The sequence below is a fragment of the Streptomyces sp. VNUA24 genome (assembly GCF_029167005.1).
Classification (GTDB): domain Bacteria; phylum Actinomycetota; class Actinomycetes; order Streptomycetales; family Streptomycetaceae; genus Streptomyces; species Streptomyces scabiei.
In genome coordinates, this window is record NZ_CP119143.1 from 1,284,281 (window position 1) to 1,308,688 (window position 24,408).

General features: G+C 70.5%; 23 protein-coding genes and 1 pseudogene. 11 read left to right on the forward strand and 13 right to left on the reverse strand.

Translation table 11 applies throughout. The annotated features are described in order from the left end of the window. Position 1: 1 nt before the first annotated feature. The 9 genes from PYR72_RS05110 to PYR72_RS05150 all read right to left on the reverse strand — a co-directional run bounded on the left by PYR72_RS05110 (position 2) and on the right by PYR72_RS05150 (position 8,363). Entirely contained in the window at positions 2-649 is a 648-nt protein-coding gene (locus PYR72_RS05110) for a CoA transferase subunit B (protein ID WP_275454107.1), read from the reverse strand. Then, positions 646-1,401 (reverse strand): CoA transferase subunit A, encoded by a 756-nt coding sequence (locus PYR72_RS05115; RefSeq protein WP_275454108.1) that lies wholly within the window; start codon positions 1,399-1,401, stop codon positions 646-648. Before PYR72_RS05115 ends, PYR72_RS05110 begins: the two co-directional genes overlap by 4 nt. Next, positions 1,398-2,192, reverse strand: coding sequence for an SDR family oxidoreductase (locus tag PYR72_RS05120; protein ID WP_275454109.1), 795 nt, complete (start codon positions 2,190-2,192; stop codon positions 1,398-1,400). Before PYR72_RS05120 ends, PYR72_RS05115 begins: the two co-directional genes overlap by 4 nt. Continuing rightward, positions 2,189-3,160, reverse strand: a complete 972-nt coding sequence (locus PYR72_RS05125) for a fumarylacetoacetate hydrolase family protein (RefSeq protein ID WP_275454110.1) — start codon at positions 3,158-3,160, stop codon at positions 2,189-2,191. The genes PYR72_RS05120 and PYR72_RS05125 overlap by 4 nt, the downstream gene beginning before the upstream one ends. 115 nt (positions 3,161-3,275) lie before the next feature. Beyond that, the gene (locus tag PYR72_RS05130; RefSeq protein WP_275454111.1) at positions 3,276-4,214 is read right to left on the reverse strand and encodes a VOC family protein; all 939 of its coding nucleotides are present in this window, start codon (positions 4,212-4,214) and stop codon (positions 3,276-3,278) included. Between the two features lie 12 nt (positions 4,215-4,226). Further along, the gene (locus PYR72_RS05135) at positions 4,227-5,255 is read right to left on the reverse strand and encodes an amidohydrolase family protein (RefSeq protein ID WP_275454112.1); all 1,029 of its coding nucleotides are present in this window, start codon (positions 5,253-5,255) and stop codon (positions 4,227-4,229) included. Next, the gene (locus PYR72_RS05140) at positions 5,252-6,382 is read right to left on the reverse strand and encodes an FAD-dependent oxidoreductase (RefSeq protein ID WP_275454113.1); all 1,131 of its coding nucleotides are present in this window, start codon (positions 6,380-6,382) and stop codon (positions 5,252-5,254) included. The genes PYR72_RS05135 and PYR72_RS05140 overlap by 4 nt, the downstream gene beginning before the upstream one ends. A 23-nt stretch (positions 6,383-6,405) precedes the next feature. Then, complete coding sequence (locus tag PYR72_RS05145; protein WP_275454114.1) at positions 6,406-7,371, reverse strand: cyclase family protein; 966 nt, start codon at positions 7,369-7,371, stop codon at positions 6,406-6,408. Continuing rightward, positions 7,368-8,363: a fumarylacetoacetate hydrolase family protein gene (locus tag PYR72_RS05150; RefSeq protein WP_275454115.1), complete on the reverse strand. Its 996-nt coding sequence runs from the start codon at positions 8,361-8,363 to the stop codon at positions 7,368-7,370. The genes PYR72_RS05145 and PYR72_RS05150 overlap by 4 nt, the downstream gene beginning before the upstream one ends. Positions 8,364-8,493: 130 nt before the next feature. On the opposite strand from PYR72_RS05150, the gene PYR72_RS05155 reads away from it, so the two are divergent. From PYR72_RS05155 to PYR72_RS05170, 4 genes are all read left to right on the forward strand, one after another. Continuing rightward, complete coding sequence (locus PYR72_RS05155; protein ID WP_275454116.1) at positions 8,494-9,435, forward strand: LysR family transcriptional regulator; 942 nt, start codon at positions 8,494-8,496, stop codon at positions 9,433-9,435. A gap of 264 nt (positions 9,436-9,699) precedes the next feature. Then, positions 9,700-10,986, forward strand: coding sequence for an MFS transporter (locus PYR72_RS05160; protein ID WP_275454117.1), 1,287 nt, complete (start codon positions 9,700-9,702; stop codon positions 10,984-10,986). A gap of 117 nt (positions 10,987-11,103) precedes the next feature. Next, on the forward strand, positions 11,104-11,871 hold the full coding sequence (locus PYR72_RS05165) for an EthD domain-containing protein (protein WP_275454118.1): 768 nt from the start codon (positions 11,104-11,106) through the stop codon (positions 11,869-11,871). A gap of 297 nt (positions 11,872-12,168) precedes the next feature. After that, positions 12,169-12,573: a type II toxin-antitoxin system PemK/MazF family toxin gene (locus PYR72_RS05170; RefSeq protein WP_275460331.1), complete on the forward strand. Its 405-nt coding sequence runs from the start codon at positions 12,169-12,171 to the stop codon at positions 12,571-12,573. A gap of 84 nt (positions 12,574-12,657) precedes the next feature. Here PYR72_RS05170 and PYR72_RS05175 read toward each other — a convergent pair whose 3' ends face one another. Further along, on the reverse strand, positions 12,658-13,854 hold the full coding sequence (locus PYR72_RS05175; RefSeq protein ID WP_275454119.1) for an NAD(P)/FAD-dependent oxidoreductase: 1,197 nt from the start codon (positions 13,852-13,854) through the stop codon (positions 12,658-12,660). A gap of 126 nt (positions 13,855-13,980) precedes the next feature. Here PYR72_RS05175 and PYR72_RS05180 point away from each other — a divergent pair, with 126 nt between their 5' ends. Both PYR72_RS05180 and PYR72_RS05185 read left to right on the forward strand, forming a co-directional pair. Continuing rightward, the gene (locus tag PYR72_RS05180; RefSeq protein ID WP_275454120.1) at positions 13,981-14,637 is read left to right on the forward strand and encodes a TetR/AcrR family transcriptional regulator; all 657 of its coding nucleotides are present in this window, start codon (positions 13,981-13,983) and stop codon (positions 14,635-14,637) included. Positions 14,638-15,007: 370 nt separating this feature from the next. Then, positions 15,008-15,145 (forward strand): annotated as a pseudogene (locus PYR72_RS05185) (cytochrome P450); the annotation flags it as partial. 251 nt (positions 15,146-15,396) lie between these two features. Here PYR72_RS05185 and PYR72_RS05190 read toward each other — a convergent pair. Continuing rightward, positions 15,397-15,873 (reverse strand): macro domain-containing protein, encoded by a 477-nt coding sequence (locus PYR72_RS05190; RefSeq protein ID WP_275454121.1) that lies wholly within the window; start codon positions 15,871-15,873, stop codon positions 15,397-15,399. Positions 15,874-16,162: 289 nt separating this feature from the next. Between PYR72_RS05190 and PYR72_RS05195 the strand changes: the two genes are divergently transcribed. From PYR72_RS05195 to PYR72_RS05215, 5 genes are all read left to right on the forward strand, one after another. Then, positions 16,163-17,701 carry an MFS transporter gene (locus tag PYR72_RS05195; protein WP_275454122.1) on the forward strand — a complete coding sequence of 513 codons (1,539 nt, stop codon included), beginning with the start codon at positions 16,163-16,165 and terminating at the stop codon, positions 17,699-17,701. 224 nt (positions 17,702-17,925) lie between these two features. After that, positions 17,926-18,759 (forward strand): alpha/beta hydrolase, encoded by an 834-nt coding sequence (locus tag PYR72_RS05200; protein WP_275454123.1) that lies wholly within the window; start codon positions 17,926-17,928, stop codon positions 18,757-18,759. 19 nt (positions 18,760-18,778) lie between these two features. Then, entirely contained in the window at positions 18,779-19,684 is a 906-nt protein-coding gene (locus PYR72_RS05205) for an alpha/beta fold hydrolase (protein WP_275454124.1), read from the forward strand. Continuing rightward, on the forward strand, positions 19,681-21,210 hold the full coding sequence (locus PYR72_RS05210) for an FAD-dependent oxidoreductase (protein WP_275454125.1): 1,530 nt from the start codon (positions 19,681-19,683) through the stop codon (positions 21,208-21,210). The genes PYR72_RS05205 and PYR72_RS05210 overlap by 4 nt, the downstream gene beginning before the upstream one ends. A gap of 71 nt (positions 21,211-21,281) precedes the next feature. Continuing rightward, entirely contained in the window at positions 21,282-22,607 is a 1,326-nt protein-coding gene (locus PYR72_RS05215) for an amidohydrolase family protein (RefSeq protein ID WP_275454126.1), read from the forward strand. Positions 22,608-22,715: 108 nt separating this feature from the next. Here PYR72_RS05215 and PYR72_RS05220 read toward each other — a convergent pair whose 3' ends face one another. Both PYR72_RS05220 and PYR72_RS05225 read right to left on the reverse strand, forming a co-directional pair. Then, complete coding sequence (locus PYR72_RS05220) at positions 22,716-23,333, reverse strand: TetR/AcrR family transcriptional regulator C-terminal domain-containing protein (RefSeq protein ID WP_275454127.1); 618 nt, start codon at positions 23,331-23,333, stop codon at positions 22,716-22,718. Positions 23,334-23,520: 187 nt separating this feature from the next. After that, positions 23,521-24,351: an SDR family NAD(P)-dependent oxidoreductase gene (locus PYR72_RS05225; RefSeq protein WP_275454128.1), complete on the reverse strand. Its 831-nt coding sequence runs from the start codon at positions 24,349-24,351 to the stop codon at positions 23,521-23,523. Positions 24,352-24,408: the final 57 nt, after the last annotated feature.

Consider the following 24,408-nt stretch of genomic DNA (forward strand, 5'->3'; position numbering starts at 1 on the left):
CTCAGACCGCGCGGAGGGCGTCGGACCGCACAGGTGCGTCCGTCTTCGCGCGAAGCTCCCCCAGGGCGACGCCGGGGGCCGTCTCGACGAGCGTGAAGCCCCCGGGGGTGACGTCGAGGACTCCCAGGTCGGTGATGACACGGTGGACACACGCCTGGCCGGTCAGCGGCAGGGTGCACTCGGTGAGGAGCTTCGGGCTGCCGTCCTTGGCGGTGTGCTCCATCAGGACGATCACCCGGCGGGCGCCGTGGACCAGGTCCATCGCGCCGCCCATGCCCTTGACCATCTTGCCGGGGATCATCCAGTTGGCCAGGTCACCGCGCTGCGACACCTGCATGGCGCCCAGCACCGCGGTGTCGATGTGGCCGCCGCGGATCATGCCGAAGGACAGGGCCGAGTCGAAGAAGGACGCGCCGGGCAGCACCGTGACGGTCTCCTTCCCGGCGTTGACGAGGTCGGGGTCGACCTCGTCCTCGCGGGGGTAGGGGCCCGTGCCGAGGATGCCGTTCTCGGAGTGCAGCACCACGTGCACGCCGGGCGGGAGGTGGCCGGGGACGAGGGTGGGCAGCCCGATTCCGAGGTTGACGTAGGAACCGTCGGTGAGTTCGGCGGCGGCGCGGGCGGCCATCTGCTCGCGGGTCCAGCTCATGCGCGTACGGTCCTCTTCTCGATCTGCTTGTCGGCGGCCTGCTCCGGGGTGAGGGGCACCACCCGCTGGACGAAGACGCCCGGCAGATGGATCTCACCCGGGTCCAGCGCGCCCGGTTCCACGAGCTGCTCCACCTCGGCGACGGTGATCCGGCCGGCCATCGCGGCGAGCGGGTTGAAGTTGGCGGACGCCTTGCGGAAGACCAGATTGCCGTGCCGGTCGCCGCGCCAGGCCCTGACCAGGGCGAAGTCGGTGGTGATGGCGTGCTCCAGCACGTGCGGCCGGCCGCGGAAGTCGCGGGTCTCCTTGGGCGGAGAGGCCACGGCGACCGAGCCGTCCGCCGCGTACCGCCACGGCAGGCCGCCGTCCGCCACCTGTGTGCCGACACCGGCAGGGGTGTAGAAGGCGGGGATGCCCGCGCCGCCCGCGCGCAGCCGCTCGGCCAGCGTGCCCTGCGGCACCAGCTCCACCTCCAGCTCACCCGACAGGTACCGGCGGGCGAACTCCTTGTTCTCGCCGACGTAGCTGCCCGTCACGCGGGCGATGCGGCCGGCGGCGAGCAGGACTCCCAGGCCGCGGTCGTCCACACCGCAGTTGTTCGAGACGACCTCCAGACCGGTGGCGCCCAGCTCGTGCAGGGCCCGGATCACGGTTTCGGGGATGCCGCTGAGGCCGAAGCCGCCGACGGCCAGGGACGCGCCGTCACAGATGTCGGCGACCGCCTCTGCGGCGGACGCGCTCACCTTGTTCATGAGAAGGGAGCCCTTTCCGTCTTTGCTTTGCGGAGGTCCGGCGCCGCGGGCGAACTCATGGCGTCCGCGATGGACTTGGCACCGCCGTGTGCGGTGAGGCCGCCGTCGACCGGGATCTCGGCGCCCGTGATGAACGAGGACGCGTCGGACAGAAGGAAGACGACGAGCGGGGTGACCTCGTCGACCGTGCCGGTGCGGCCCAGGGGCGTCTCCCGGATGTTCGCTTCACGGAAGACGGGCGCCGCGGAAGCGGTCATCTCGGTCTCGATGAAACCGGGGTGGACCGTGTTGACGCGGATGCCGCGCGGGCCGAGCTCCGTGGCGGCTGTCCTCGACAGTCCGCGCAGCGCCCATTTACTGGTCGTGTAGGCGACCGGGTAATGACCGGTGAGCGCTGCGGTCGAGCCCACGTTGACGATGGACGCCCCGGGCGGCATCAGCGGCGTCAGGTGCTGGATGCCCAGGAGCGGGCCGGTGACGTTGACGGCGTGGACGCGGGCGAGGTCGTCGGGCATGACGTCGCCGAGACGAGCGCGCCAGGTGATGCCCGCGTTATTGACCAGGCCGTGCACCCTGCCGTACGTGGCGTGCAGTTCCGCTGCGAGATCGGCCCATTGCTCGCCGTCGGTGACGTCGAGGAGGCGGCAGTCGGGAGCCTCGGTCACGTCGGTGGCGATGACATGGGCTCCCTCGCGCCTCAGGGCCTCGGCCTCCGCGGCGCCCTGGCCGCGCGCGGCGCCGGTGACGACGACGACCCTGCCGTGCAGTCTGGTGGGGTGCGGGGCGCTCACGGGCGCTCCCGGGTGCGGCGGCGGGCCGTCGGCAGCGGCACCGGGGCGCTTCCGGCGACCACGGTGTTGGAGACGGTACCGATGCCCTCCACCGTGAGCGTGACCGTGTCGCCGGGCTTCAGGGGAGGCGGTGACTGCTCGCCCCGCACGCCCCACAGCTCGGCGAGGCAGCCGCCGTTGCCGCAGGTTCCCGAGCCGAGGATGTCGCCGGGACGGACGACGGTGCCGCGGGAGGCGTAGGCCGCCATCTCCTCGAAGGTCCAGCTCATGTTGGACAGCAGGTCCTTGCCGACGACCTCACCGTTGACGGCGGCGGTGAGCCCGAGGCGCAGGAATCCGTCGGCGTCGCGGTACGGCTCCAGTTCGTCGGCGGTCACCAGGTACGGGCCGAGGGTGGCGGCGGTGTCCTTGCCCTTGCACGGGCCGAGACGGACCTGCATCTCACGGGACTGCAGGTCGCGGGCCGACCAGTCGTTGAAGACGGTGTAGCCGATGATGTGGTCGCGTGCCTGCTGAGGGCTGAGGTTCCGCCCTTCCCGGCCGATGACGGCGGCGACCTCCAGCTCGAAGTCGAGGGCGCTGCTGCCGGGCGGTACGGGGACGTCGTCGTGGGCGCCGATCAGCGCGTAGGGGTTGGTGAAGTAGAAGGTCGGGGCGTCGTACCAGGCTTCGGGCACCCCGCCGACACCGTCCACGGACCGTCGTACGCCCTCGACGTGCTCCTCGAAGGTGACGAAGTCCCGGATGGTGGGCGGCTGGAGCGGGGGCAGGAGCCGGACCTCGGAGACGTGGGGGCCGGCCGGGAGGTCCAGTGTGGCGTTGCCCTCCTTCAGCAGCTCGGGCAGGCCGCCGCCCCGGGCCAGCAGGCCGGTCAGGGAGCCGACACCGGGGAGAGGGAAGAGCGTGCCGTCCTCTTCCACGACGGCCACGTGTCGTCGGTTGCGGTGCTCGTACGTGGCGAAACGCATGGTGGTTTCCTGTCGGCTGACGGCGTTGGGGGCGGGTGCGAAGGCCGGGGGCGCGGCGTGGGAGTCAGGGCCTGACAGGGCCACCGCGCCCCCGGGGACCGGGGGGCTGCGCCGATCAGACCGGCGGGGCGACGAACACTCCGCGGTCGACGTCGTTGAAGGATTCCTTGGTGACCAGTTCGTTCATGGGGTTGGCGGTGCCCCACTGGTCGGTGACCTCGGGCTCGGAGAAGTCGTAGACGTGCGGGTGCCAGGTGTCCTCGTCCAGCAGCTCCAGCTCCGTCGTGTACTCGACGGTGTTGCCGTGCGGGTCGAGGAAGTAGGTGAAGGTGTTGTCGCCCGCCATGTGCCGGCCCGGCCCCCAGATCTTGCGGGCGCCGGAACGGATGACACGGCCGGAGCCGCGCATGTACTCGTCGATTCCGCGCAGCTCGAAGGAGACGTGGTGCAGCGAGGTGTGCGGTCCCCTGGCGATGGCCATGGAGTGGTGCTGGTTGCTGATCCGCATGAAGTGCATGACGTCGCCGATGTGCGGATGGCCGAGCGTGTCGGACAGCCGGAATCCGAGGTGCTCCTCGTACCACGCCCTGGTCTTGTCCAGGTCCGGGGAGTTGAGCACGACGTGCGACAGCTTGACCGGGATGGACTCCTTCTCCTCGATCTTGCGGTGCTGCCGTACCTCGACGTCGGCCGAGACCTCGATGGTGCGCCCGTCGATGTCGAAGAAGCGGAAGCCGTAGCCGCCGCCGGGAGTGTCGACCTTGCCCGGTTCGGAGATCAACTGCACACCGCCCGCCGACAGTTGTTCGGCGAGGGTGTCCACGGCGACGGCGCTCGCGGCACCGTAGGACACCAGGTCGAGGCGCTTCTCCTCGGCCTTGCGCAGCCGGACGACGTACTGCTCCGGGGAGCCCTCGGCGGCGAGGAAGGCGATGCCGGAGTCCTCGGCGACCTTGGTCAGGCCCCAGACGCCGGCGTAGAAGTCGAGTTGCTTGTCGTAGTCGGGCACGGCGAGGTCGACGTGCCGGAGGTGGGTGAGCAGGCGGCTGTTCATGGGGGAAGCTCCTCACACGAGGTTGAGCAGAGCGGCGGCGTTCCCGCCGCGGACGGAGTGGAAGTCGGTGTCGGGGAGGTCCGCGGCGCGCAGCGCGCCGAGCGGGTCCTCGGTGCCCATGTCGAAGGGGAAGTCGGAGCCGAGCAGGACACGGTCGGCGCCGACGACGTGGATCAACTCCCGTAGCGTGCGCGGGTCGTGGACCAGGGAGTCGAACCAGATCCGCCCGAGGTAGCTGCTCGGCGGGTGGGCGCAGCCGGCGTGCGCGTCGGGGCGGACGGACCAGGCGTGGTCGGAGCGGCCGATGTGGGTGGGCAGGTAGCCGCCGCCGTGGGCGGCGATCAGCTTCAGCCGCGGGTGCCGGTCGAGCACGCCGGAGAAGATGAGGTGGGACAGGGCGACCGCGTTCTCCGTGGGCTGCCCGACGGTGTTGGAGAGGTACCACTGGTCGAGGCGTTCGTCGAGCGTGCAGCCGAAGGGGTGCAGGAAGAGGATCGCGCCCGTCTCCTCGGCGCGCGTCCAGAAGGGTTCGTACGCCGGGTCCGACAGTTCGCGGCCCGGTGCGTGCGAGGACATCTCGACGCCCAGCAGACCGATTCCCAGGGCGTGTTCGAGTGATCGCACCGCCAGGTCGGGGTGTTGCAGCGGGACGAGCCCGAGGCCGTGCAGCCGGCCGGGCGCCTGCGCGCAGTGCGCGGCCGTCGCCTCGTTCGCGAGCAGGCACAGCTTCTCGGCCGTGTCCTGGTCCGCCCAGTAGTGGTAGTGCGAGGGGGAAGGGCTGACCATCTGGACGTCCACGCCCTGCGCGTCCATCGCGGCGGTGCGTACGGCGGCGTCGGTCAGCTGCGGGATGCGCTCGCGCACCATCGGGCCGTTGACGGTGAGGGCTGCCTGTCCGTTGCGGCGGGCGTCCAGTGCCCGGGCTTCGGAGAGGCCGGGCTGGTCGGCCACCAGGGCCTCGACCTCGGGCAGCAGGACGTGTGCGTGGACGTCGACGGTCGGGGCGGAGCGGGTGCCGGCGTCGGGACCGTGGGCTGTCACGGCAGCTCCCTGAGGGTGGCCATGATGGGGCCGGTCAGTCCGGGCACGTCACCACGGACACCGTCGAGCTGCCACTGCCCGATCTGCACGGACGCGTCGACGACCATCCGTACGCGATCGATCCGCCGCTCGTAGTAGCGCGTGAGCGTGTCGGTGCCCCATGGGGACCCCTCGGTCAGCAGCTGGGCCAGCACCCAGGCGTCCTCCAGAGCCATGGCCGCGCCGAGCGCCATGGTGGGCGGACAGCAGTGCGCGGCGTCGCCGACGAGGACGACCCGGCCGCGGTGCCAGGAGTCCTTCACCAGCAGCCGGTCGAACCAAGTGTAGTTGACCTGCGCAGGGTCGGTGATCGACTCGCGGATCTCCTCCCAGACACCGCCGTAGCCCTCGGCGAGGCGGCGCATCTCCTGCGCGTAGGTCTCGGGCGGGATCGTGGCACGGTCGCGGGAGCGCTCCACCAGGATGGCGTAGATCGTGTTCTCGCTGGTGGGGGTGTAGCCGGCGATGAGACAGGGGCCTCCGAAGGAGAGGTCGCTGCGTCGTACTCCGGCCGGGCGGGGCGCCGGGGTGCGCCAGATGGCCATGCCGGTCGGCTCGGGCTTGTCGTCGATGCCGATGGCGGCGCGGGTCGTGGAGTTGAGGCCGTCGGCGGCGACGACGAGGTCGTAGCGGCCCTCGGTACCGTCGCTGAAGCGGGCGGTCACCGAGGTGTCGTCCTGGGTGACGATCTCGGTGCCGGTGCCGAGGCGGACGTGTGCGCCGGAGGCCCGGACGGCGTCGATGAGGATGCGCTGGAGCACCGGGCGCTGCATGCCGAGGGTGGCGGGGAGGTCGTCGCCGCCGGTGCGGGCGACCTCACCCACGTGGAGCACGGTGCCGTCGGGCGCCGTCATGCCCAGGGTGTCGTAACCGAAGCCGTGCTCGCGGACCTCGTCCCAGACGCCGATCTCGCGCAGCACGCGCAGGGCGTTGCCCTGAAGGGTGATGCCGGAGCCGCGTACGTTCCAGTCCGGCTTGATCTCGACGAGGTCGACGTCGATTCCGGCCCGGCGCAGCAGCACGGTCAGGACGTTGCCCGAGGTGCCCCCTCCGATGACCAGGACTCTCTTCGTTTCCTTGTTCTCCATGGCCAACTCCTTCGTTGGGCTGGTCATTTGACGGCGACCGGGTTGACGGGGGAGCCGACGGCTCCGGTGATGGGCAGGGGTGCGGCGGTGAGCCAGAACTCGTACACGCCGTCGGCCGCGCAGTCGTCGGCGAGGGTGTCGGGGTCCCACATCTCACCGATCAGCAGGCCGATGTGGGGGATGGCGATCTGGTGCAGCGGCTGGAAGGCGTCGTCGAACTCGTTCGGCCGTACCTCGAAGCCCCAGGTGTCGGTGGCGATCGCGGCGATCTCGCTGGTGTGCAGCCAGCCGGCCGTGGTGAACGACAGTCCGGGTGAGTCGCCGCCCGCGTAGTCGCCCCAGCCCTCGCGGCGGGCGCGCGCCAGCCGCCCGGTCCGTACGACGACGATGTCACCGCGGCCGACGGCCACGCCGTGCGCCCGGGCCGTCGCGGTCAGATGGTCCTCGGTGATCGCGTGTCCGTCGGGGAGTTCTCCGTGATCGTCGCCGATCACCCGGCCGACGTCGAGCAGCACGCCGCGTCCGGCGACGTACGGGGCCATGTGCTCGATGCCGGTGACCAGATCGCCGTCCGAGGTGACGGTCTTCGCGGCGTCCCGTCCGTTCCACGCCCTGCCGTGGTCGAAGATGTGCCCGAGCCCGTCCCACTGGGTGGAGCACTGCAGGGGCATGGCGATCACGTCGTCGGCGCCGCCGATGCCGTGCGGAAAGCCCTGGTTGCCGAGGGCGGCGTCGGTGCCCGTGTCCAGCATGGTGTGGACGGGGTTGGTGCGGCGGCGCCAGCCCTTCTGCGGCCCGTTCATGTCGAACGACTGCGACAGCGAGAAGCTCACGCCCCGGCGGACCAGTGCGGCACCCTCGCGCCGCTTGGCCTCGTCGAGGAAGTTCAGGGTGCCGAGGACGTCGTCCTCTCCCCAACGCCCCCAGTTGGAGCAGCGCTTGGCCGCCTCGGCGATCGCGCCCTCGGGATCGCGCCGGTCGGGACTCATGCCGGTACCTGCGCCACACAGCGGGTGCGCTGCGCGCCGAGTCCGGTGATGGAGCCCTCCATGACGTCGCCGTCGCGCAGCAGCCGTCCCCAGTGGATGCCGTTGCCGGCCGGGCTGCCGGTGAGCACCAGATCGCCCGGCAGGAGCCGGGAGGTCTGTGAGATGTGCGAGACCAGACGCGCGACACCGAAGAGCATGTCCTTGGTGGATTCGTCCTGCATGGTGTCGCCGTTGAGCTTCAGGGTGACCCGCAGGTCACCGGGGTCGGCGATCGACTCGGCGGGCACGATCCACGGCCCGAGCGGTGTGAAACCCGGCGCGTTCTTGCAGCGCAGCCAGTCCGTGCCGATGGCCTTCATGTCCCGGCGGAACACGGTGGCACGGTCGGTGAGGTCGTTGGCGATGGTGTATCCGGCGACGGCTTCCCGTGCTTCCTCGACGGACAGCCGGTAGGCGGGCCTGCCGATGACGGCCGCCAACTCCAGCTCCCAGTCGGGCTGTTCGGCCCAGTCGGGGAGTACGACATCGTCGTAGGGGCCCGCGATCGTGCTCGGCAGGCCGATGAACACATACGGCAGGTCCTCGGCGGCCCGCCGGTCCATGACCGCGGCGATCTCCGCCCGCGCCTCCTCGACGGTGCGCGGGTCGTCCGGGGCGCGGTGGGCGACCTCCAGGTCGATGACGTGCTGGCGGTAGTTGGCGCCGGACTGGAAGATCTGGCGCGGCTCGACGGGTGCGTGCACCCGCAGGCCCTGCAGCGGCTGCCACGCGGCCGACCCGTCGGACGCGAGGGCGCGCAGGCGCGGGAGCAACTCCTCCCAGCGCTCGCATATCTGACGATTCGTCAGGGCTGGTTCGTCGAGGGCGTCGCGCAGATCCAGCACACGGTCTCCGGGCACGACCAGGCCGGGATACGAGGACCGGTCAGGGGCGGAGAGGGTGCCGAGGGCGAAGGGTCCGGAGAAGGGCTGGGGAGCGGCTGCGGGTTTCACGGGGATGTCCTCCAGATGGCGATGCAAACAATGTGGCGCCCACCTCGTAATCTGGGAAATAGATTCTTTAGATGTTGATCATCCATCCCGTAGATGCTGCGGTGTCCGGCAGCCACGCTCTGGAGGCGTCGTGTCCCTCTCCGGCCTCGATCTCAATCTCGTCCTGTCCCTGCGGGCCCTGCTGGAGGAACGCAACGTCACCCGTGCCGGGCAGCGCGTCGGGCTCAGTCAGCCGGCGATGAGCGCGGCGCTGGCCCGTCTGCGCCGCCACTTCGACGACGACCTCCTCTCCCGCGTCGGCAAGCAGTACGAACTGACCGCCCTCGGCCGCGCTCTCCTGGACCGCACCACGACCGCGTGCGACCTGCTGGAACGCGTCTTCAGCAGCAGGGCCGACTTCGCACCCGGCAGCGAGGAGTACGAGTTCACCCTGCTCACCTCCGACTACGCCCTCACCGTGTTCGGCGCCGAACTCGCCCGGACCGTGCACGCCGAAGCCCCGGGGGTGCGGCTGCGCTTCCAGCGCACGCCCGGCGATGTCACGGAGGACACCGCGCCCCTGCTCAGCACGGCCGACGGACTCCTGATGCCACGCGGTGTCATCAGCGGCTTCCCCGCCGTCGACCTGTTCACCGACCGCTGGGCCTTCCTGGTCGCCGAGGGCAACGACGAGGTCGGCGACGAGCTCACCATGGACGACCTCGCGCGGCTGCCCTGGGTCGTCTATCAGCGCGCCCACGACGCCCCGGCCGCCCGGCAGCTCAGCATGCTCGGCGTCGATCCCCGCGTGGAGATCTTTGTCGACAGCTTCCAGGCGCTGCCCTTTCTGGTCGCGGGCACCCGTCGGATCGCGCTGGTGCAACAGCGCCTGGCCGAGCTGCTGAGCGGCGTGGCACCGGTACGTCTCATGGAACCCCCTTACGCGGCGGTTCCGCTCCAGGAGGCACTGTGGTGGCATCCGGTACACACCCACGACGCGGCCCACATCTGGCTGCGCGAGGTCACGGCGCGCGTCGGAGCGGCGCTCGCCGTGTCGGAGCCCCGCCGCATTGCCGCGGTGTCATCGAGGTAGCGGGCGGGTACAGGTGCTCGGCATCCAGGTCTTGGATGATCCACATCTTCGATCCCGATCGGACGAGGGCTAGGCAGGGCCTGCCCGCTGGCCCATAGTCGTCTCAACCCGGCGCCGGAGCCGCACCATCGTCCCCTGCCGGCAGCGCGCAGGCGCCGGCCGGCCATCCGCGCGCTCCGGACGTCTTCCACGGGTGCCGGACGGCCCGACCGTGACGGCCGCGCACCACCCGTACCCTCCCGACACGCCACGTGGAGTTCCCGCATGCCTGCACCCCTGCCTCCGCTTCCCAGCCCGCCGTCCGACGCCGTGGCGGACGCACCGTCCGGGCAGGTCGTGTCCGGCCCGGGCCACCGGCTTCGCCTCACGCTGCTGATGGCCGGTGCCTGTCTGCCCATCCTGGGCGCCGTGCTCATCGCCCCGGTCCTGCCGAAGATGCACGACCACTTCGCCCACGTGCCGGGGGCCGACGCACTCGTCCCCATGGCCCTGACGATCCCCGCTCTGTCGCTGGCGCTGCTGGCCCCGTTCGCCGGCGTCGTCGTCGACCGGCTCGGCCGCAAGCGGCTGCTCATCGTCGCGACGGTGGTGTACGCGTTGTTCGGCACCGCGCCCCTCTGGCTGGACTCCCTCGGCGCCATCGTCGCCAGCCGCGCCCTCGTGGGTGTCACCGAGGCCGCCATCATGACGTGCTGCACCACACTGATCGGCGACTACTACACCGGCCGGCAACGCGACCGCTATCTCGCGATGCAGACGATGTGCGCCGCGATCTCCGCGACGGCCTTCCTGCTCGTGGGCGGCGCGGCGGGGTCGGCCGGCTGGCGCGCACCGTTCTGGGCGTACGCCGTGAGCCTGCTGCTCGCCCCCGCCATGGCGGCGTTCCTGCCCCGGCCCCGACCCGACGACCGCGCCCCGGCCCTCTCCCCCACGGTCTCGGAGCCCCTGGTCAAGCGGCCCTTTCCCTGGCGTCCGCTGGCCGGCACCTGCGCGCTGACGGTCTTCGGCGCCGTCCTGTTCTACACCCTCCAGGTGGAAATGGCGTTCCTCCTGGACGACATGGGCGTGACCGAGACCAGCATGATCGGACTGGCCGCCGCCATCACCAGTGCCGCGATCGTGGTCGGCTCCGTCGTGTTCACCAGGACCGGCCGCACCCCGCAAGCCTGGCTGCCGACCGCCTTCGGCCTGTGCGCCGCCGGCTTCGCCGTCGTCTGGCTCGCTCCCAATCCCCTCGTGCTGACCATCGGTGCCGTGATCAACTGCCTCGGTGGCGGCATCATGCTGCCGAGCCTGCTCACCCTCGCCATGTCCAGGCTGGAGTTCGCCGACCGCGGTCGTGGCATCGGCCTGTGGACGGGGTCCTTCTTCCTCGGTCAGTTCCTGTGCCCGCTGGTGGTGCTCGCGCTGACCTCGGCCGTCGGCTCCACCGCGGCATCCATGGGCGTGCTGGCTCTCTCCGGGGCCGTCGCGAGCGCCGCACTCGGCCTCGCCGCACGGCGCCGCCGTGCGGGGGCCGCGCCCGCGCCGATCCAGCAGATCGCGGGCTGATCCGGCGCCGCCCTCGGGGCACGTCCCCGACGTGACCACCTGGAAACCCCACTCGACGAGATCGGCATCGCGGACATCCCGCGATGCCGATCGCACCCCGCCCCACGGAGCCACAGGATGCTGACCCTGATCGCCGCCGTCCGCCGCAGGCCGGGCATGACGCACCGGGCGTTCGTGCACCACCTCCACCATGTGCACGGCCCGCTGGCCGCCGCGAAGCCTCTCGGGGTTCGGCGATACGTCCAGAACCACGTCTTCGACGCGTCCTTCGGAACCGAGGGCGATGCGGCCCACCTGACCGAGTTCGGCCGGGACGCCGTCACCGAGCTGCAGTTCGACGACCAGGACGCGTTGGCCGCCACGATGTCCGACCCGTACACGCGCGAGGTGATCGGCCCCGACGGCGCACACTTCAACGACATGACCTCGGCCGTGGCCCTGCTGACGAGGCCCGCGGCGGTCACACCGCCGCCACCGCCGTCGCCGTCGCCGTCGCCGCCCGAGTCCGACGGACGGGTCAAGGTGCTGCACTTCCTGAGCAGGGCGGAGGGTGTGAGCCTGGACCACTTCACCGAACGGTCGCTCGGCGCCCACGCGACCGCCCTCTCGCGGGACGAGCCGCACACCAAGGCGGTACGCGCGCACGTCCAGCACGTGCGGGCACCGGGGGCCGAGCAGGCCCTGCGCCACTTCGGCGGTCGGGACCGTCATGCGTACGAGGGGATCACCGCCCTGTACTACGACTCCGCGGACGAGGCCCTGACCCACTTCCCGGCGTACGAGCGGGCGCTGCGCGAGCCCTCGGCGGAAGGCGGCCGCTTCTACGACCCGTCCCGCTCGTTCGCTCTGTACTGCCGCGAGGTGACGATCTTCGAGCAGCCGTGACTGATGGCGTGTCCCTCGACGACCTACTCGCGCACGTCGTCGTGGACGGCTCCGACATCCCAAGTGGCCCTGCACAGCGGTTGCGCATTGCCGTACGGGGTGCCTCCCCGGCCCACTCTGCGGTCGTCCGGCCCGCCATCGAACGCCTTCTGACAGCGGACAAGGTCTACGCTGTGACCTACGGCCACCGCGTGATCGTTTGCCTTTGACGCACCGATGATCAACGTGGCCGCACCCGTCGCGACAGCGCGCCAGGGGAGCGCGGCATACGCATGCGGTCCGGTGTCGGGAGGACATGTGCAACGTGGCGAAGTCTGGTGGGTCGAGTTCGACGAGCGGCGGCCGGTCGTACTGCTGTCGGAAGGCGACACGTCCGGTTTCCGGGTGATGCAGGTCGTGGCTCCGGCGGGCGTCGACATCAGCGGTCTCGGCGTCGAAGTGATGGTGGGCGCCATGGAAGGACTGCCCTTTGAAGGCGTGCTGCGGTTCGCGTTCCCGGCTCCGGGCTTTACCCCTTGCACGTGGCTGACCACCGTGTCCCGGGACGACCTGATCGAGCGGGCGGGTGCCCTGCCCTACGCGAAACTCGACGAGATCGAGGGTGCCCTCCGACTCGCTGGACAGGTGAAGGAGCGGACCCCGGCGACGACCGAGAAGCTCAGGGAACTCAAGGAAGCCCTCCGTCTCGGTGGACTTGAGTAGTCGGGGACCATCTGCCTCCTCGGCGCCCCTCATCATCCCGGTGGTCGGGGGGGCTGACGATCAGCATGTACTTTCCGGTCGACATCAGTCCTCGATGAGGGCCAGTTGTTTCTGGATCTCGCGGGGGTTGGTGTCGCCCGCGACCTTCTGCAGCAGCGGCGTGTGGTCGAAGACGAAGTCACGTATCGGCCGCAGCGGTGCCGGCACGTGGTGGAAGACCTTGCCGAGCATCCATGCCTGCTGGACCTGGCGGGCGGTGTGGGGCTTGCGCGGGTCCTCGTAGCCTTGCAGCGCACGCTGTACGGCGGTGAGGTCGGTGAGGTCGACGCCGCGCAGGGCCCGGCCGAGGAAGTAGCCGTCCTCGATGGACATGCCCGCACCGTAGGCGGCGTAGGGCGAGGTCGGGTGCGCGGCGTCGCCCACGAGGGTGGCCCGTCCCTGGGACCACTGCGGCAGGCGGGGCCGGTCGCGCAGCACCCAGCGCTGGACGTTGTCCGGCTCGGTCCCGGCGATCAGCCCGGGCAGCGGCGCGGGGAACTCCGCGGCCAGCGCGGTGGCCGCGGCCTTGAGGTCGGACGGCGGCGGGGCGTCGGGGTCGGTGGCGGTGAGCACCCACCACTGGAAGCCGTCGCGGCCCTTGTGCCGGATCGATGTCCAGCTTCCCTGCACCGTCCTGCCGTGCGTCAGGACGCACATGTTCGGTTCGGTGCCGGGGACGTCGGTGAAGGTGAATCCGCCGAAGATGTGCAGCCGGTGCTCGCGCTTGGGCGCGTCCCCCCACAGCGTGCGCCGTACCAGCGAGTCGATGCCGTCGGCGCCGACCAGTACGTCGTGCTCGGCTGTGGTGCCGTCGGCGAAGTGCAGAGTGACCGCCCGCTCGTCCTGCTCGATCCGGGTCACGTGCTGGTTGAACCGGAGTGTGCCCGGCGGGATGGCGGCGAGCATCCGCTCGTACAGTTCGGGCCGCAGCAGGCCGATGAACCCGCCGCCGTAGGCGCGCTTGGTCTCCGGGTCCTGCTTGACGCGTACGCGGACGCGGCCACGGAGGTTACGGAACTCGGAATCCGTGGGGGAGCCGAGGTCTTCGGTGTCCACTCCGAGCGCGCGCAGCGCCTTCAGCGGCGGCGGCCACAGGTTGAGGATGTTGCCGGCCGGCCGCGCCTCGCGGTAGCGCTCGTAGAGGGTGACCTCGTGACCGGCCTGGGCTATGGACAGGGCCGCGGCCATACCGGCCGGACCGGCGCCGAGGACGGCGACACGGCCGCCGGAATTGTTCGGCATGGGCATGGAGCACCTCGCGTCATCCGGAGAAACAGTAGTGGGAACTACTGTTAGCAGCAGACTGTAGTCTGGACTACGATTCAGTCAAGACCCGTGCACGCACCCGGGGAACGAAAGGCTGAGGTCATGGGCGAGGCCCGAGCAGCACAGGCGGCCGACCTGGAGATCCGACCGCCCAAGCAGCGGCGCAGCCGCGAGGCGTGGAACCGGGTGCTCGATGCCGGTGTGTCGCTCCTGGAGGACGGCGGATACGAGGCGTTCACCATCGCCGCCGTATGCGAGCGGGCCGAGGTCGCGCCGCCGGCGATCTATGCCCGAACGACCAGCAAGGACGCTCTCTTCCTCGCCGTCTACGAGCACGCCATGCAGCGCCTGCGCGCGGAGCAGCGGGTCTTCTCCGACGACAGCCGATGGGCAGACCTGGACGCGGCCGAACTCGTCCGCGCAGCAGTGGCCGAAACGGTCGGCATGTTCCTGCGCCATGAACGGTTCCTGCGGGCCGTCGTGCTGACCTCGGCGTCACATCCCGAGGTTCGCCGCCGGGGTTCCCACTACAGCCAGGAGCTCGGGAGCGGATTCGCCAAGGTGGTCCTTCGCGCGGCGGACGCGATCACACTCCCCGACATCGAGACCGCGGTCCACTCCTGCTTCAGCACCGTCTTCGCCGCGTCGGTCATCCGGGTTGCCTACGGTCCGGGATTCGCCAGGCCCGTACCCGTGCAGGACGACGCGTTCATCGCCGATCTGACGGAGACGGCGGTGCGCTACCTGCTGTCCGACTGACGGTGTCGGGCATATCTCTGCCCTCTACGGCACCGCTGTAGCGTCACACACGGCGACGGGATCACTCGCTCACGGGTCCGCCCGAGGCACCCGGTTCGGACGCAGGCCGGGTCCACCGACCGAGCGGGATGCCTTACGGAAGAGAGCGGGCGGGGCTGGTCGGCTCCCGCGACTCGCAGACCCGCCCCTTGCGGGGAGGCGGTCCGGCTCACCCGCACCGGCCCGCCCGGGGCATCGTGCTGTGTCACCGCCGCCGGCCCGGTTTCGAGCGCGTGCGGGTCGGAGTAACTGCCGGGGTCGATGACGATGACGACGCCGCCCTGCTCCAGCCGGACGCAGGCATGGCCGCACAGCCTCCGCCAACCGCGACGAACGCAAGTGGGGCGACCCGGAGCGCTTCGACATCACGCGGAAGCCTTCCGATCACCTCACCTTCGGCGTCGGCATCCACGCCTGCGTCGGCCAGAACCTGGCCAAGCTGGAGGCACACGCCCTGCTCACAGCACTACTGGCACGGGTGCGCCGGTTCGAGATCGGCAAGCCGGAGTTCATCGTGAACAACACCCTGCACGGGCTGAGCAGTCTTCCGTGCCGGATCGTCACCTGAGCGAGCCGTGCGGCCGCGCCTCGGGCGACAGCCGGGCCGAGCTGCCGACCGACCTGGCCTTGATGGCGGCACGTGGGCGGCGGGGGTCGCGAGCTGTCAGATGCCCGGGGCCCCGCGCCGGGTCAGGGAGCGTCAGGAACTGCCGGCTGCCGTCAGGCCAGGTCGTAGACGGTGACGGGCACCCCGCGCCGGGTCAACGCATCCACGATGAGCGGCTCGACCAGTTCCCACCGGCCGCCGGCGAGTCCGCAACCGATCCGAGGCATGTGCACCGAGGCCCGATGGTGCAGCGCACGGTCGGCGACGGTGGCGAGCGCGGCACCGATGGCCTCGTACCTGACGGGTGGGGTGCTGCTGGGACGGTAGCCGTGCTGGCCGATCATGTTGGCGACGAGGAGGTCGGCCTCGGCGGGCACGAACTGCACCGCGCCGAGCGCGAAGCCGCTGGTGTCCCGGTCGCGGTACCAGGTCTTGTACGCAGTCCTGGTCTGCGGCCACCGTCGGGCGAGCAGCAGCACGAAGCCCTTGCCCCAGCCGCCCGCGTCGTTGCAGACGTGCGCGATGATCTTCGGGCCTTCGCCCTGGGGTGCGGTGGCGTCGCCGACGACGTAACTGATCTCCTGAGTCACGACGCGACTCTAGCCAGCGGGCCTGCCAGGCAACCACGGCATTACGACTCTCGCTCGGCAGAGCGGAGTCGTGCCGGAAAGCCGTCCGGTCGACGCGAGCATCCGGGCCCGCTCCAGCACCTGACCGCGCCCCCCGCCCCGCATCGGCCTGCCGACCGTCGCCACCCCTGGCCTTCGTCCTGGCACTGCCCGCGCACACCACTTGACCGCGATGGGATCAGAGTTGATACTTTCATCAATATACCCTTGCGGTCAGCTCCTCGCCGCCCCCAGCACCGACTGAGGCTCCATGATCACCACCCCTCACCCGGACGCAGCGCCACCCGTCGCCACCGGCCGTGCCGGAACCCGCGGCGTGCTGTTCGCGATGTGCCTGTCCCTCGTCCTGGTCGTCGCGTCCGTCTCCGCCCTCAATCTCGCCCTTCCCGAACTGGCCATCGACCTGTCGGCCTCCAACGGGGCACTGACCTGGATCGCCGACGCCTACACCGTCGCACTGGCCGCCCTCGTCCTGCCGCTCGGCGCGATCGGCGACCGTCTGGGCCGCCGCAACGTACTCGTCGTCGGCACGGTCGTCTTCGGCGCCGCATCCCTCGCCGCCTCGTTCGCGGACTCCACGAGCCCACTCATCGCCTGGCGTGCCGTCATGGGCCTGGGCGCCGCGATGATCATGCCGGGAACACTGTCGACGATCACCGCGGCCTTCCCGCCCGAGCGACGCGCCAAGGGCGTGGCCACATGGTCGGGCTTCGCGGCCGCCGGAGCGATCATCGGCATGCTCGCCGCCGGGGCCCTGCTGGAGTGGTTCTCCTGGCGCTCGATCTTCGTCGCCGGCGCCGGCGTCGCCGTGGCCGCCGCGCTCGCCGCCCTCCTGCTGGCCCCCAACACCAAGGACGGCCACCCGCACCGCCCTGACGTAGCCGGCGCGATCACCACCGCCGTGGCCATCGGCACCCTGGTCTTCGCCATCATCGAGGGTAACGAGCGGGGCTGGACCGAGCCTGTGGTGATCGGCGCCTTCGTCGTCACGGCCGCCTCCTTCGCCGCCTACGCCTACCTCGGCCTGCGCACCGAACACCCTCTGCTCGACCCCGCCCTGTTCGGCATCCGAGGCTTCCGGGCCGGCGCCGTCACCGTCCTGGTGCAGTTCATGGCCGTCTTCGGGTTCTTCTTCGTCGGCCTGCAGTACCTCCAACTGATCCTGGACTACAGCCCGTTGAAGGCCGCCGTCGCACTGGTCCCGGTCGCGCTGGCGGTGCTGCCCACATCCGCGGCCACCCCGCACCTGGTCCACCGTTACGGTATGAAGGCAGTCATGTCGGTCGGCTTGCTCCTGCTCGCCGTCGGCCTCCACGCCATCTCCTTCCTCGGTGTCGACTCCGGCTACCTGCCCTTCCTCGGCGGTCTGGTCCTGGCGGGCCTCGGCATCGGCTTGAGCGGCGCCGTCGGCACGGCGGCCATCACCGGCTCCCTGGGCCGGGGGCAGCAGGGCGTCGCTTCCGCCATGAACGACACCACCCGCGAGGTCGGTTCGGCGATCGGCATCGCGCTCATGGGCTCGATCTACGGAAGCCGCTACCGCTCCTCCCTCCCCGACTCGGTCGACCGGCTCCCCGCCGACGCCGCCGAATCCGTACGCCACTCGGCGGCCGCCGGCCTCCACGTCGCCGACCAGCTCGGCGCCCGGGGCGCGGCCATGGCCGATGGCGTCAAGAGCGCGTTCATGGACGGCCTGTCCGCTTCCCTGATCGCCGTGAGTGTCGTCGTGGCCGCCGCCGCGATCGGCGCCCTGCTGCGCGCACCGAAGGCACCGCCGACGGCCGACTGATCCCCCGTGACGGAAGGGGCGGCGAGGAGCCGGTACGCACGCGCTCCTCGCCGACCTCTGCATGCCCTCGCCGCCGACCGGCGCGGCGTGGCGACCCCTCCGAACAACCACCGTGACGCTCACCAGCACAGCGGACCCACCACTCCCCCGGACAAGACCGCTCGCCCTCGACGCTCGGGGGTTCGCACTTGACACGACCACTTATCGGCAACAGTGTATCCATTATGAGTACCTGGTCTGAGCCGCAGCCCGACTCCCGGTTCGCCGCGGTGGACGGTCTGCGCATCCACTACAAACGCGCTGGTCACGGTCCGGCTCTCGTGCTGCTGCACGGCAGCGGTTCGTCACTGCAGCACTTCGACCGTGCGGCGGCCCTGCTGTCCGAAGCCTTCGACGTCATCCGCCCCGACCTGCCGGCGTTCGGCCTGACCGGCCCTCGAAAGGACCGCGACTACCGCATCCCCACGTACGCCGCGACGGTGGCGGCCTTCGCGGCGGCGCTGGAGGTGGAGCACTACGCGGTGGTCGGCAATTCGCTGGGCGGCAACATCGCCTGGAACCTGGCGCTGGATCACCCGGAGCGACTGAGCGGTCTGGTGCTGGTCAATGCCACCGGATATCCGGAGAAGGAGATGCCCGCGGGCATGCGCCTCACCCGCAACCCGCTGTTGCGGCCCGTACTGCGCCGTGTGATGCCGCGTGGTGCCATCGAGCGCAATCTGCGCGCGAACGTCGGCCCCCGTTCGGCGATCGTGGACGACGCCATGGTGAACCGAGCCCATCAGCTCATGAACCGGCCCGGCAACCGCTCGGCCTTCGTCGACCTCTGCAACACCGACCAGCCCGACCGCAGCGCGCAGATCCCCCACATCACCGTGCCCACGCTCGCGCTGCGCAGCGCGGCCATCGACGGCCAGCACTTCGCCCGCGACATCCCCGGCGCCCAGGAACAGGTCCATCCCCACGGCGGGCACCTGCTGCCGGAAGAGGAACCGCAGTGGGTCGCCGACGCGATCACGAAGTTCCTCGCTCCCCTCACCGACACCCCCACGCACTGAGGCCAGGAGGCCCGTTCCCATGAAGTACTTCGTCGCAGCAGGCGAGGACCGGCAGCTCACCGCCGATGCACGGCAGGAGCTGTCCGGCGGTTTCATCGAACTGTCCGACGGTGTCACCCACTACGAACTGGCCGGCCCCGAGGACGGCGACCTGGTCGTGATGGCGGGCGGACTGACCGTCCCGCTGTTCTACTGGGACAGCCTCGCCACCGAGCTTCAGGTCCGCGGGCTGCGGACCTTGACCTGCAGCGCGTACGGCCGCGGCTACTCGGACCGGATACGGGCGCGCTACGACGAGACGCTGTTCGCGCGGCAACTGGTCGAGCTGACGCAACGGCTCGATCTGGCAGCTCGGCCACTGCACCTCGTCGGCACGTCCATGGGCGCGCTGGTCGCCATGGCCTACGCCGCCCGGTACCCCTCGTCGGTGTCCACCCTCACCATCGTCGGCCCTGCTGGTCTCGCGAAACCCCGGCTGACATCCCCTCACCGGCTGCTGCGCAGCGACCTGCTGGCCGGTTTCGTCGCCCGGCGGCGTGGCCGTCAGATCCTCCAGGGGCACCTCGGACACAACGTCCGCGACCCCGAACTGGGCGCGGAACTCACCGAGATGGTCCTCGACGCGTTCCGCTTCGAAGGATCGCTGTACGCGGTCTTCGACACGCTGCAGCATCTGCCGGTCGCCGGCCGGGACGACCTCTTCCGGCAGACGGGTGCCCTGGGCATCCCGACGTTGCTGCTGTGGGGCGATCAGGACGAGGTCACGCCCCTGGCCCACCTCGACACGGCACGCCGGTTGCTGAAGCCCGAGCGCCATCACGTCATTCCCGAATGCGGCCACATGGCCCCCTTCGAACGGCCCCGCGACGTCGCCGATCAGATCGTCCCGTTCGTGGCCGCTCGCGGCGAAAGGCTCCACTCGTGAACAACGCGCAGGTCATCGATGTCCTGGTCGTCGGCGCGGGCCCTTCGGGCTCCGCCGTCGCGATCGATCTCGTACGGCGAGGACTCGTCGTACGGATCATCGACAGGTCTCCCCATGCCTTCGACGGTTCCCGTGCCAAGGGCGTCCAGCCCCGCAGTCTCGAAGTCCTGGAAGACCTCGGTGCCTTGGAGGACGTGCTGGCAGGCGGCAGCGTCTACCCCAAACTCGGGATCCATGCGGGACCGCTCGCCGTGCCGTGGAAGATGTTCCCGAACAAGGAGGCGACACCGGATGTTCCCTATCCGAACACCTGGTTGATCCCTCAGTTCCGCACGGACCGCGCCCTGCATGCCCGGCTCGGCGAGCTGGGGTGCGAGGTCGAGTTCGGGCGTGAACTGACCGAACTGACGCAGGACGAGGACACCGTGGTCGCCAAGGTGACGGGTGTGGACGGGACGCACGAGATCGTCGCCCGTTATGTCGTGGGCGCCGACGGTGGTTCCAGTGCGGTGCGCAAGCACCTCGGTGTCGGTTTCGTCGGGACGACGGACGAGAGCGACCGGATGCTCATCGTCGACGCTTCGGTGACAGGGCTGGCCCGTGACCGATGGCACATGTGGCCCGGCCTGGGCGGCAGGTTCATCGGCGCCTGTCCTCTGCCCGACAGCGATACGTTCCAGTGGATGATCCGCCTCACGCCGGACGAGGAACCCCCCTCGGAGAAGCACGACATCCTCCGACGGATCCACGACCACACCCGCGACCGGCGCATCCACCTGCACGGCATCCACTGGACGTCGGTGTTCCGGCCCAACATCCGCCTGGCGGAGAGCTACGGCCGCGGACGGGTCTTCCTCGCCGGCGACGCCGCGCACGTCCACACCCCGGCCGGCGCCCAGGGCCTGAACACCGGCATGCAGGACGGTTACAACCTCGGCTGGAAGATCGGACAGGTCCTCGCCGGAGCGGACCCCGCACTGCTGGACACCTACGAGGCCGAGCGGCAGCCGATCGCCGCCGGGGTCCTGGGCCTGTCCACGCAGAAATGGGGAGGCATCGCCAAGCTCGACCCGTCGAGCATGAAGCGGGGCAAGGACGAGCAGCAACTCGCCCTGACCTACTACGGCGGCCCGCTCGCCCCCGCCGACGGCACGGCCACCGAGACCCTGCGCGTGGGCGACCGTGCCCCGGACGCCGAGCTGCGCGGCGCCGACGGCTCCGCGATCCGGCTCTTCGACGCCTTCCGTGGCCCGCACTTCACCGCTCTCGCCTACGGCCCCCGCGCCGCCCGCGACCTCGAACACATCGCCTGGCCCCCGGCGGGCGCCCCGCTCAAGCGACTCGCCGTGAGGCCGACTGCCGCCGACGGCCTCTGCTTCAGCGACCCTGCGAAGAGCCTGCGGCGCGCCTACGGGCTGACCGGCGACACCCTGCTGCTGATCCGCCCCGACGGCTACATCGGGCACATCGCCACGTCGGACTTTCTCGCCACCACCCGATCCGCCGCACGCGCCATGACGCCGTAGGCAAGGAGTCGCACCATGATTCAGCCGAGCCACCTCGCCCTCGCCCTCGCCCTCGCCCGGAGGGCTGCCGCATGAGCCGCGTACTGCTGCGCGGAGCGCGGGTCATCACGATGGTGCCGGACCGACCCGACGCCGAGCATGTCGACATCCTCGTCGACGGCGACCGCATCGCGGCCGTCGGCGAGAGCGTCGAGGCACCCGACGCCGAAGTCGTCGACTTCTCCGGCCGCATCGTCATCCCCGGCCTGGTCAACGCCCATCTGCACACCTGGCAGACGGCACTGCGCTCCGCAGGCGCCGACTGGACCCTGGTGCAGTACCTCACCCACCTCCACGGCGAGTGCGTCGGGCACTTCGCCCCCGCCGACATGCACATCAGCAATCTCGTCGGCGCACTGAACCAGATCAACTGCGGTACGACCTCTGTCGGCGACTGGTGTCACAACGTGCTGTCGCCCGAGCACGCCGACGCGGCTGTCGAGGGCCTGGCCCAGGCCGGCATCCGGGCCGTCTTCCTGCACGGCACGCCCTACCGGTCACCGGACGTCCCCCACCCCCTCGCCGAGATCGACCGGTTGCTCGACGGACCCGTACGCGATCACGCCCTCCTCACCCTGGGCATGGCACTGCAAGGACCGCAGTACTCCTCGCCCGACACCGCCGTGGCCGATTTCCGAGCCGGCGCGGAACGCGGTCTCGTCGTCTCGATGCACCAGAGCGGCGGAGAACCCTCGTCCGGCTGGGAGGCCGTGCGCGACGCCGGGCTCTTCAGTCCCCTGACCAACGTCGCACACGGGATCGACCTGCCCGACGACTGGATCAAGAAACTCGTCGAGGCGGGTGTCACCTTCACCACCACCCCGGAGAACGAACTGGGCCAGGGACACGGCACCCCCCTCACCGGCGCCCTGCTACGCCAAGGCGCGGCCCCCTCGCTCGGTACGGACATCGACACGGCCGTGCCCGGCAATCTCCTCACCGCCGCCCGCATCGCCCTGGCCCATCAGCGCGCCTTGGACCACGCCCAGCACCGGCAGGCGACCGGCATGCACGCCGGCACCGCTTCGATCACCGCCAGGCAGGCGCTGGCCTGGGCCACGGTCGAAGGGGCCAAGGCACTGGGCCTCGCCGACCGGGTGGGCCGTATCGAGGCGGGCATGCAGGCCGACCTTGTCGCCATCGACGCCAGGGCACTCAACCTGTGGCCGGCACACGACCCCGTCGCCACGGCTCTGCACGCCGACATCGCCAACATCGAGGCCGTCATGGTCGCCGGCAACTGGCGCAAACGCGATCACGCCCTGCTCACCACCGGCCTCGACGACCTCAAACACCGACTCCGCGAGTCCGGCGAACGCCTGCTGCGCCATGTCCGACCCACGGCCTCCCCCGCCTGACAACAGAAGGTGACGTGAACAGCCCCCTGGAGCGGTGGCACCGGAGAGCCCCGTACCGCCGCACTGGTCGCGCCACGCACGGCGGATCGGGTCGGGCTCGTGGCTCGGTCAGGTCTCGCGCAGGTGGGCAAGCCCGTTGAGGAGGAGTTCGAGGCCGAAGGAGAACTCCTCCTCGATCGGGACGGGCATCACCGCGGCCACGGTCACGGTGGCCGGGAACAGCTTCGGATCGATGCTCTGGAACACGGCCGCGAGTTGTGTGTCGCCGGGTTGCCCGGTGGCGCCATGTCCGTTGACCTGTATGGCGAAGCCGAGCACATAGCGGGCCAGGGTCGCGTACGCGTACGCGGCTGTACGCGGCGCGAAACCGCTGTCGAGCAACACCGCGACACAACGCTCCCGCAGGGCCATGGCGTTCGGCCCCAGCGGAACCTGCTCGACCAGCAGGCGAGCCGCGTTCCGGTGCCGGGCCAAGGCGTCGAACATGGCATGCGCACCCGTTCGCAGCGCCTGCTGCCAGCCCAGCGAGGACAGTTCGTCGCCGTGGAACGCCACGGCGCCGAACATGCGGTCCACGACATGGGCGACCAGGGCTGCCCGGTTGTCGAAGTGCCGGTACAGCGTCGCCGTGCCCGATCCCAGGCGCTGGGCCAATGTCCGCATCGAGAGAGCGTCGGAGCCCTCCTCGTCCACGATCTGCAGTGCGGTCGCGACGATGCGCTCCAACGGGACGGGTGGCCGCCCCGGAGAACGCCGAGCCGATCCCGCACCCGCTTTGGCAAGATCAGGTTCTGCCACGGAACGTCCCACCTCCTCAGCCAGCACCATAACAGCAACGCCGTAGCCGATACCGGGCTCACCTATCGGCGTCGAGCCCTCAGAGCCTCCTCTCCATGATGGGCGCCGATCGCGCTCATCGGCCGGCTCCCCGCTCGGACGTGAGCCGCTCGCGCTGCCGCAGCCCCCTGGCTTCGGCGACGGGGAGGATCCGGCGCATGAGCCGGGGGAAGACTCCGGCGATCCGCTGGACGCGGCCTGCGAGGGGCGGGAAGACGACCTCGACCGGTTTGGTGGCGAGGGCGTCGAGGACGGCCCGGGCGATCTGCTGCGGTGCGTAGGACTTCTCCGCGAAGGCGATGGCACAGGACGGGTCGGCCATCTCCTGTTCGAGCATGGCGGTCCGGGTGGACGGCGGATGGACGAGGGTGAAGTCCAGCGGCCCGTCGCGCTCTTCGATGGCGACGCTGTGGTGGAAGGCCCGCAGACCGTACTTCGAGGCGCAGTAGGTCGCGTATCCGGGCAGGGGCAGGAACGAGGTCATGCTGCAGACGTTGACGATGTGACCGTGGCCCTGGGCGGTCATCCGCTCCAGCGCCGTACAGACCCCGGTGATGGTGCCGAGCAGGTTCACCTCGACGATGTCACGGTGCTGCTGCTGACGGAGGTTGCGTGCCACTCCGGTGTGGGTGATGCCCGCGTTGTTGACGAGTACGTCGACTCCCCCGAAGGCGGCTTCCGCCGCCTCGAAGGCTCTGGTCCATTCCGCGGAACTGCGGATGTCCAGCGCGCAGGCGGCGGCTCTGGGACCCAGGCCGCGGGCGCGGCTGACGACGGCCGCTTCGTCGACGTCGGTCAGCATCACGCGATGCCCGCGTGCGACGGCGAGTTCCGCGATGGCAGCGCCGATGCCGTTGGCCGCGCCGGTCACCAGGATGATCTGCTCCTGCTCAGTTCTCCGGCCCATGGCCACACGCTCCTTCGTTCATGTCGTTCCGGCGTCGTGCCTCCGTCATCAGGTGCG

Bases quoted from the DNA above. Each gene is read 5' to 3' on its own strand.
- PYR72_RS05115 (WP_275454108.1), bottom strand. From the start codon at position 1,401: ATGAACAAGGTGAGCGCGTCCGCCGCAGAGGCGGTCGCCGACATCTGT.
- PYR72_RS05145 (WP_275454114.1), bottom strand. From the start codon at position 7,371: ATGAGTCCCGACCGGCGCGATCCCGAGGGCGCGATCGCCGAGGCGGCC.
- PYR72_RS05110 (WP_275454107.1), bottom strand. From the start codon at position 649: ATGAGCTGGACCCGCGAGCAGATGGCCGCCCGCGCCGCCGCCGAACTC.
- PYR72_RS05180 (WP_275454120.1), top strand. From the start codon at position 13,981: ATGGGCGAGGCCCGAGCAGCACAGGCGGCCGACCTGGAGATCCGACCG.
- PYR72_RS05125 (WP_275454110.1), bottom strand. From the start codon at position 3,160: ATGCGTTTCGCCACGTACGAGCACCGCAACCGACGACACGTGGCCGTC.
- PYR72_RS05205 (WP_275454124.1), top strand. From the start codon at position 18,779: ATGAAGTACTTCGTCGCAGCAGGCGAGGACCGGCAGCTCACCGCCGAT.
- PYR72_RS05175 (WP_275454119.1), bottom strand. From the start codon at position 13,854: ATGCCGAACAATTCCGGCGGCCGTGTCGCCGTCCTCGGCGCCGGTCCG.
- PYR72_RS05225 (WP_275454128.1), bottom strand. From the start codon at position 24,351: ATGGGCCGGAGAACTGAGCAGGAGCAGATCATCCTGGTGACCGGCGCG.
- PYR72_RS05140 (WP_275454113.1), bottom strand. From the start codon at position 6,382: ATGGAGAACAAGGAAACGAAGAGAGTCCTGGTCATCGGAGGGGGCACC.
- PYR72_RS05130 (WP_275454111.1), bottom strand. From the start codon at position 4,214: ATGAACAGCCGCCTGCTCACCCACCTCCGGCACGTCGACCTCGCCGTG.
- PYR72_RS05160 (WP_275454117.1), top strand. From the start codon at position 9,700: ATGCCTGCACCCCTGCCTCCGCTTCCCAGCCCGCCGTCCGACGCCGTG.
- PYR72_RS05165 (WP_275454118.1), top strand. From the start codon at position 11,104: ATGCTGACCCTGATCGCCGCCGTCCGCCGCAGGCCGGGCATGACGCAC.
- PYR72_RS05215 (WP_275454126.1), top strand. From the start codon at position 21,282: ATGAGCCGCGTACTGCTGCGCGGAGCGCGGGTCATCACGATGGTGCCG.
- PYR72_RS05195 (WP_275454122.1), top strand. From the start codon at position 16,163: ATGATCACCACCCCTCACCCGGACGCAGCGCCACCCGTCGCCACCGGC.
- PYR72_RS05200 (WP_275454123.1), top strand. From the start codon at position 17,926: ATGAGTACCTGGTCTGAGCCGCAGCCCGACTCCCGGTTCGCCGCGGTG.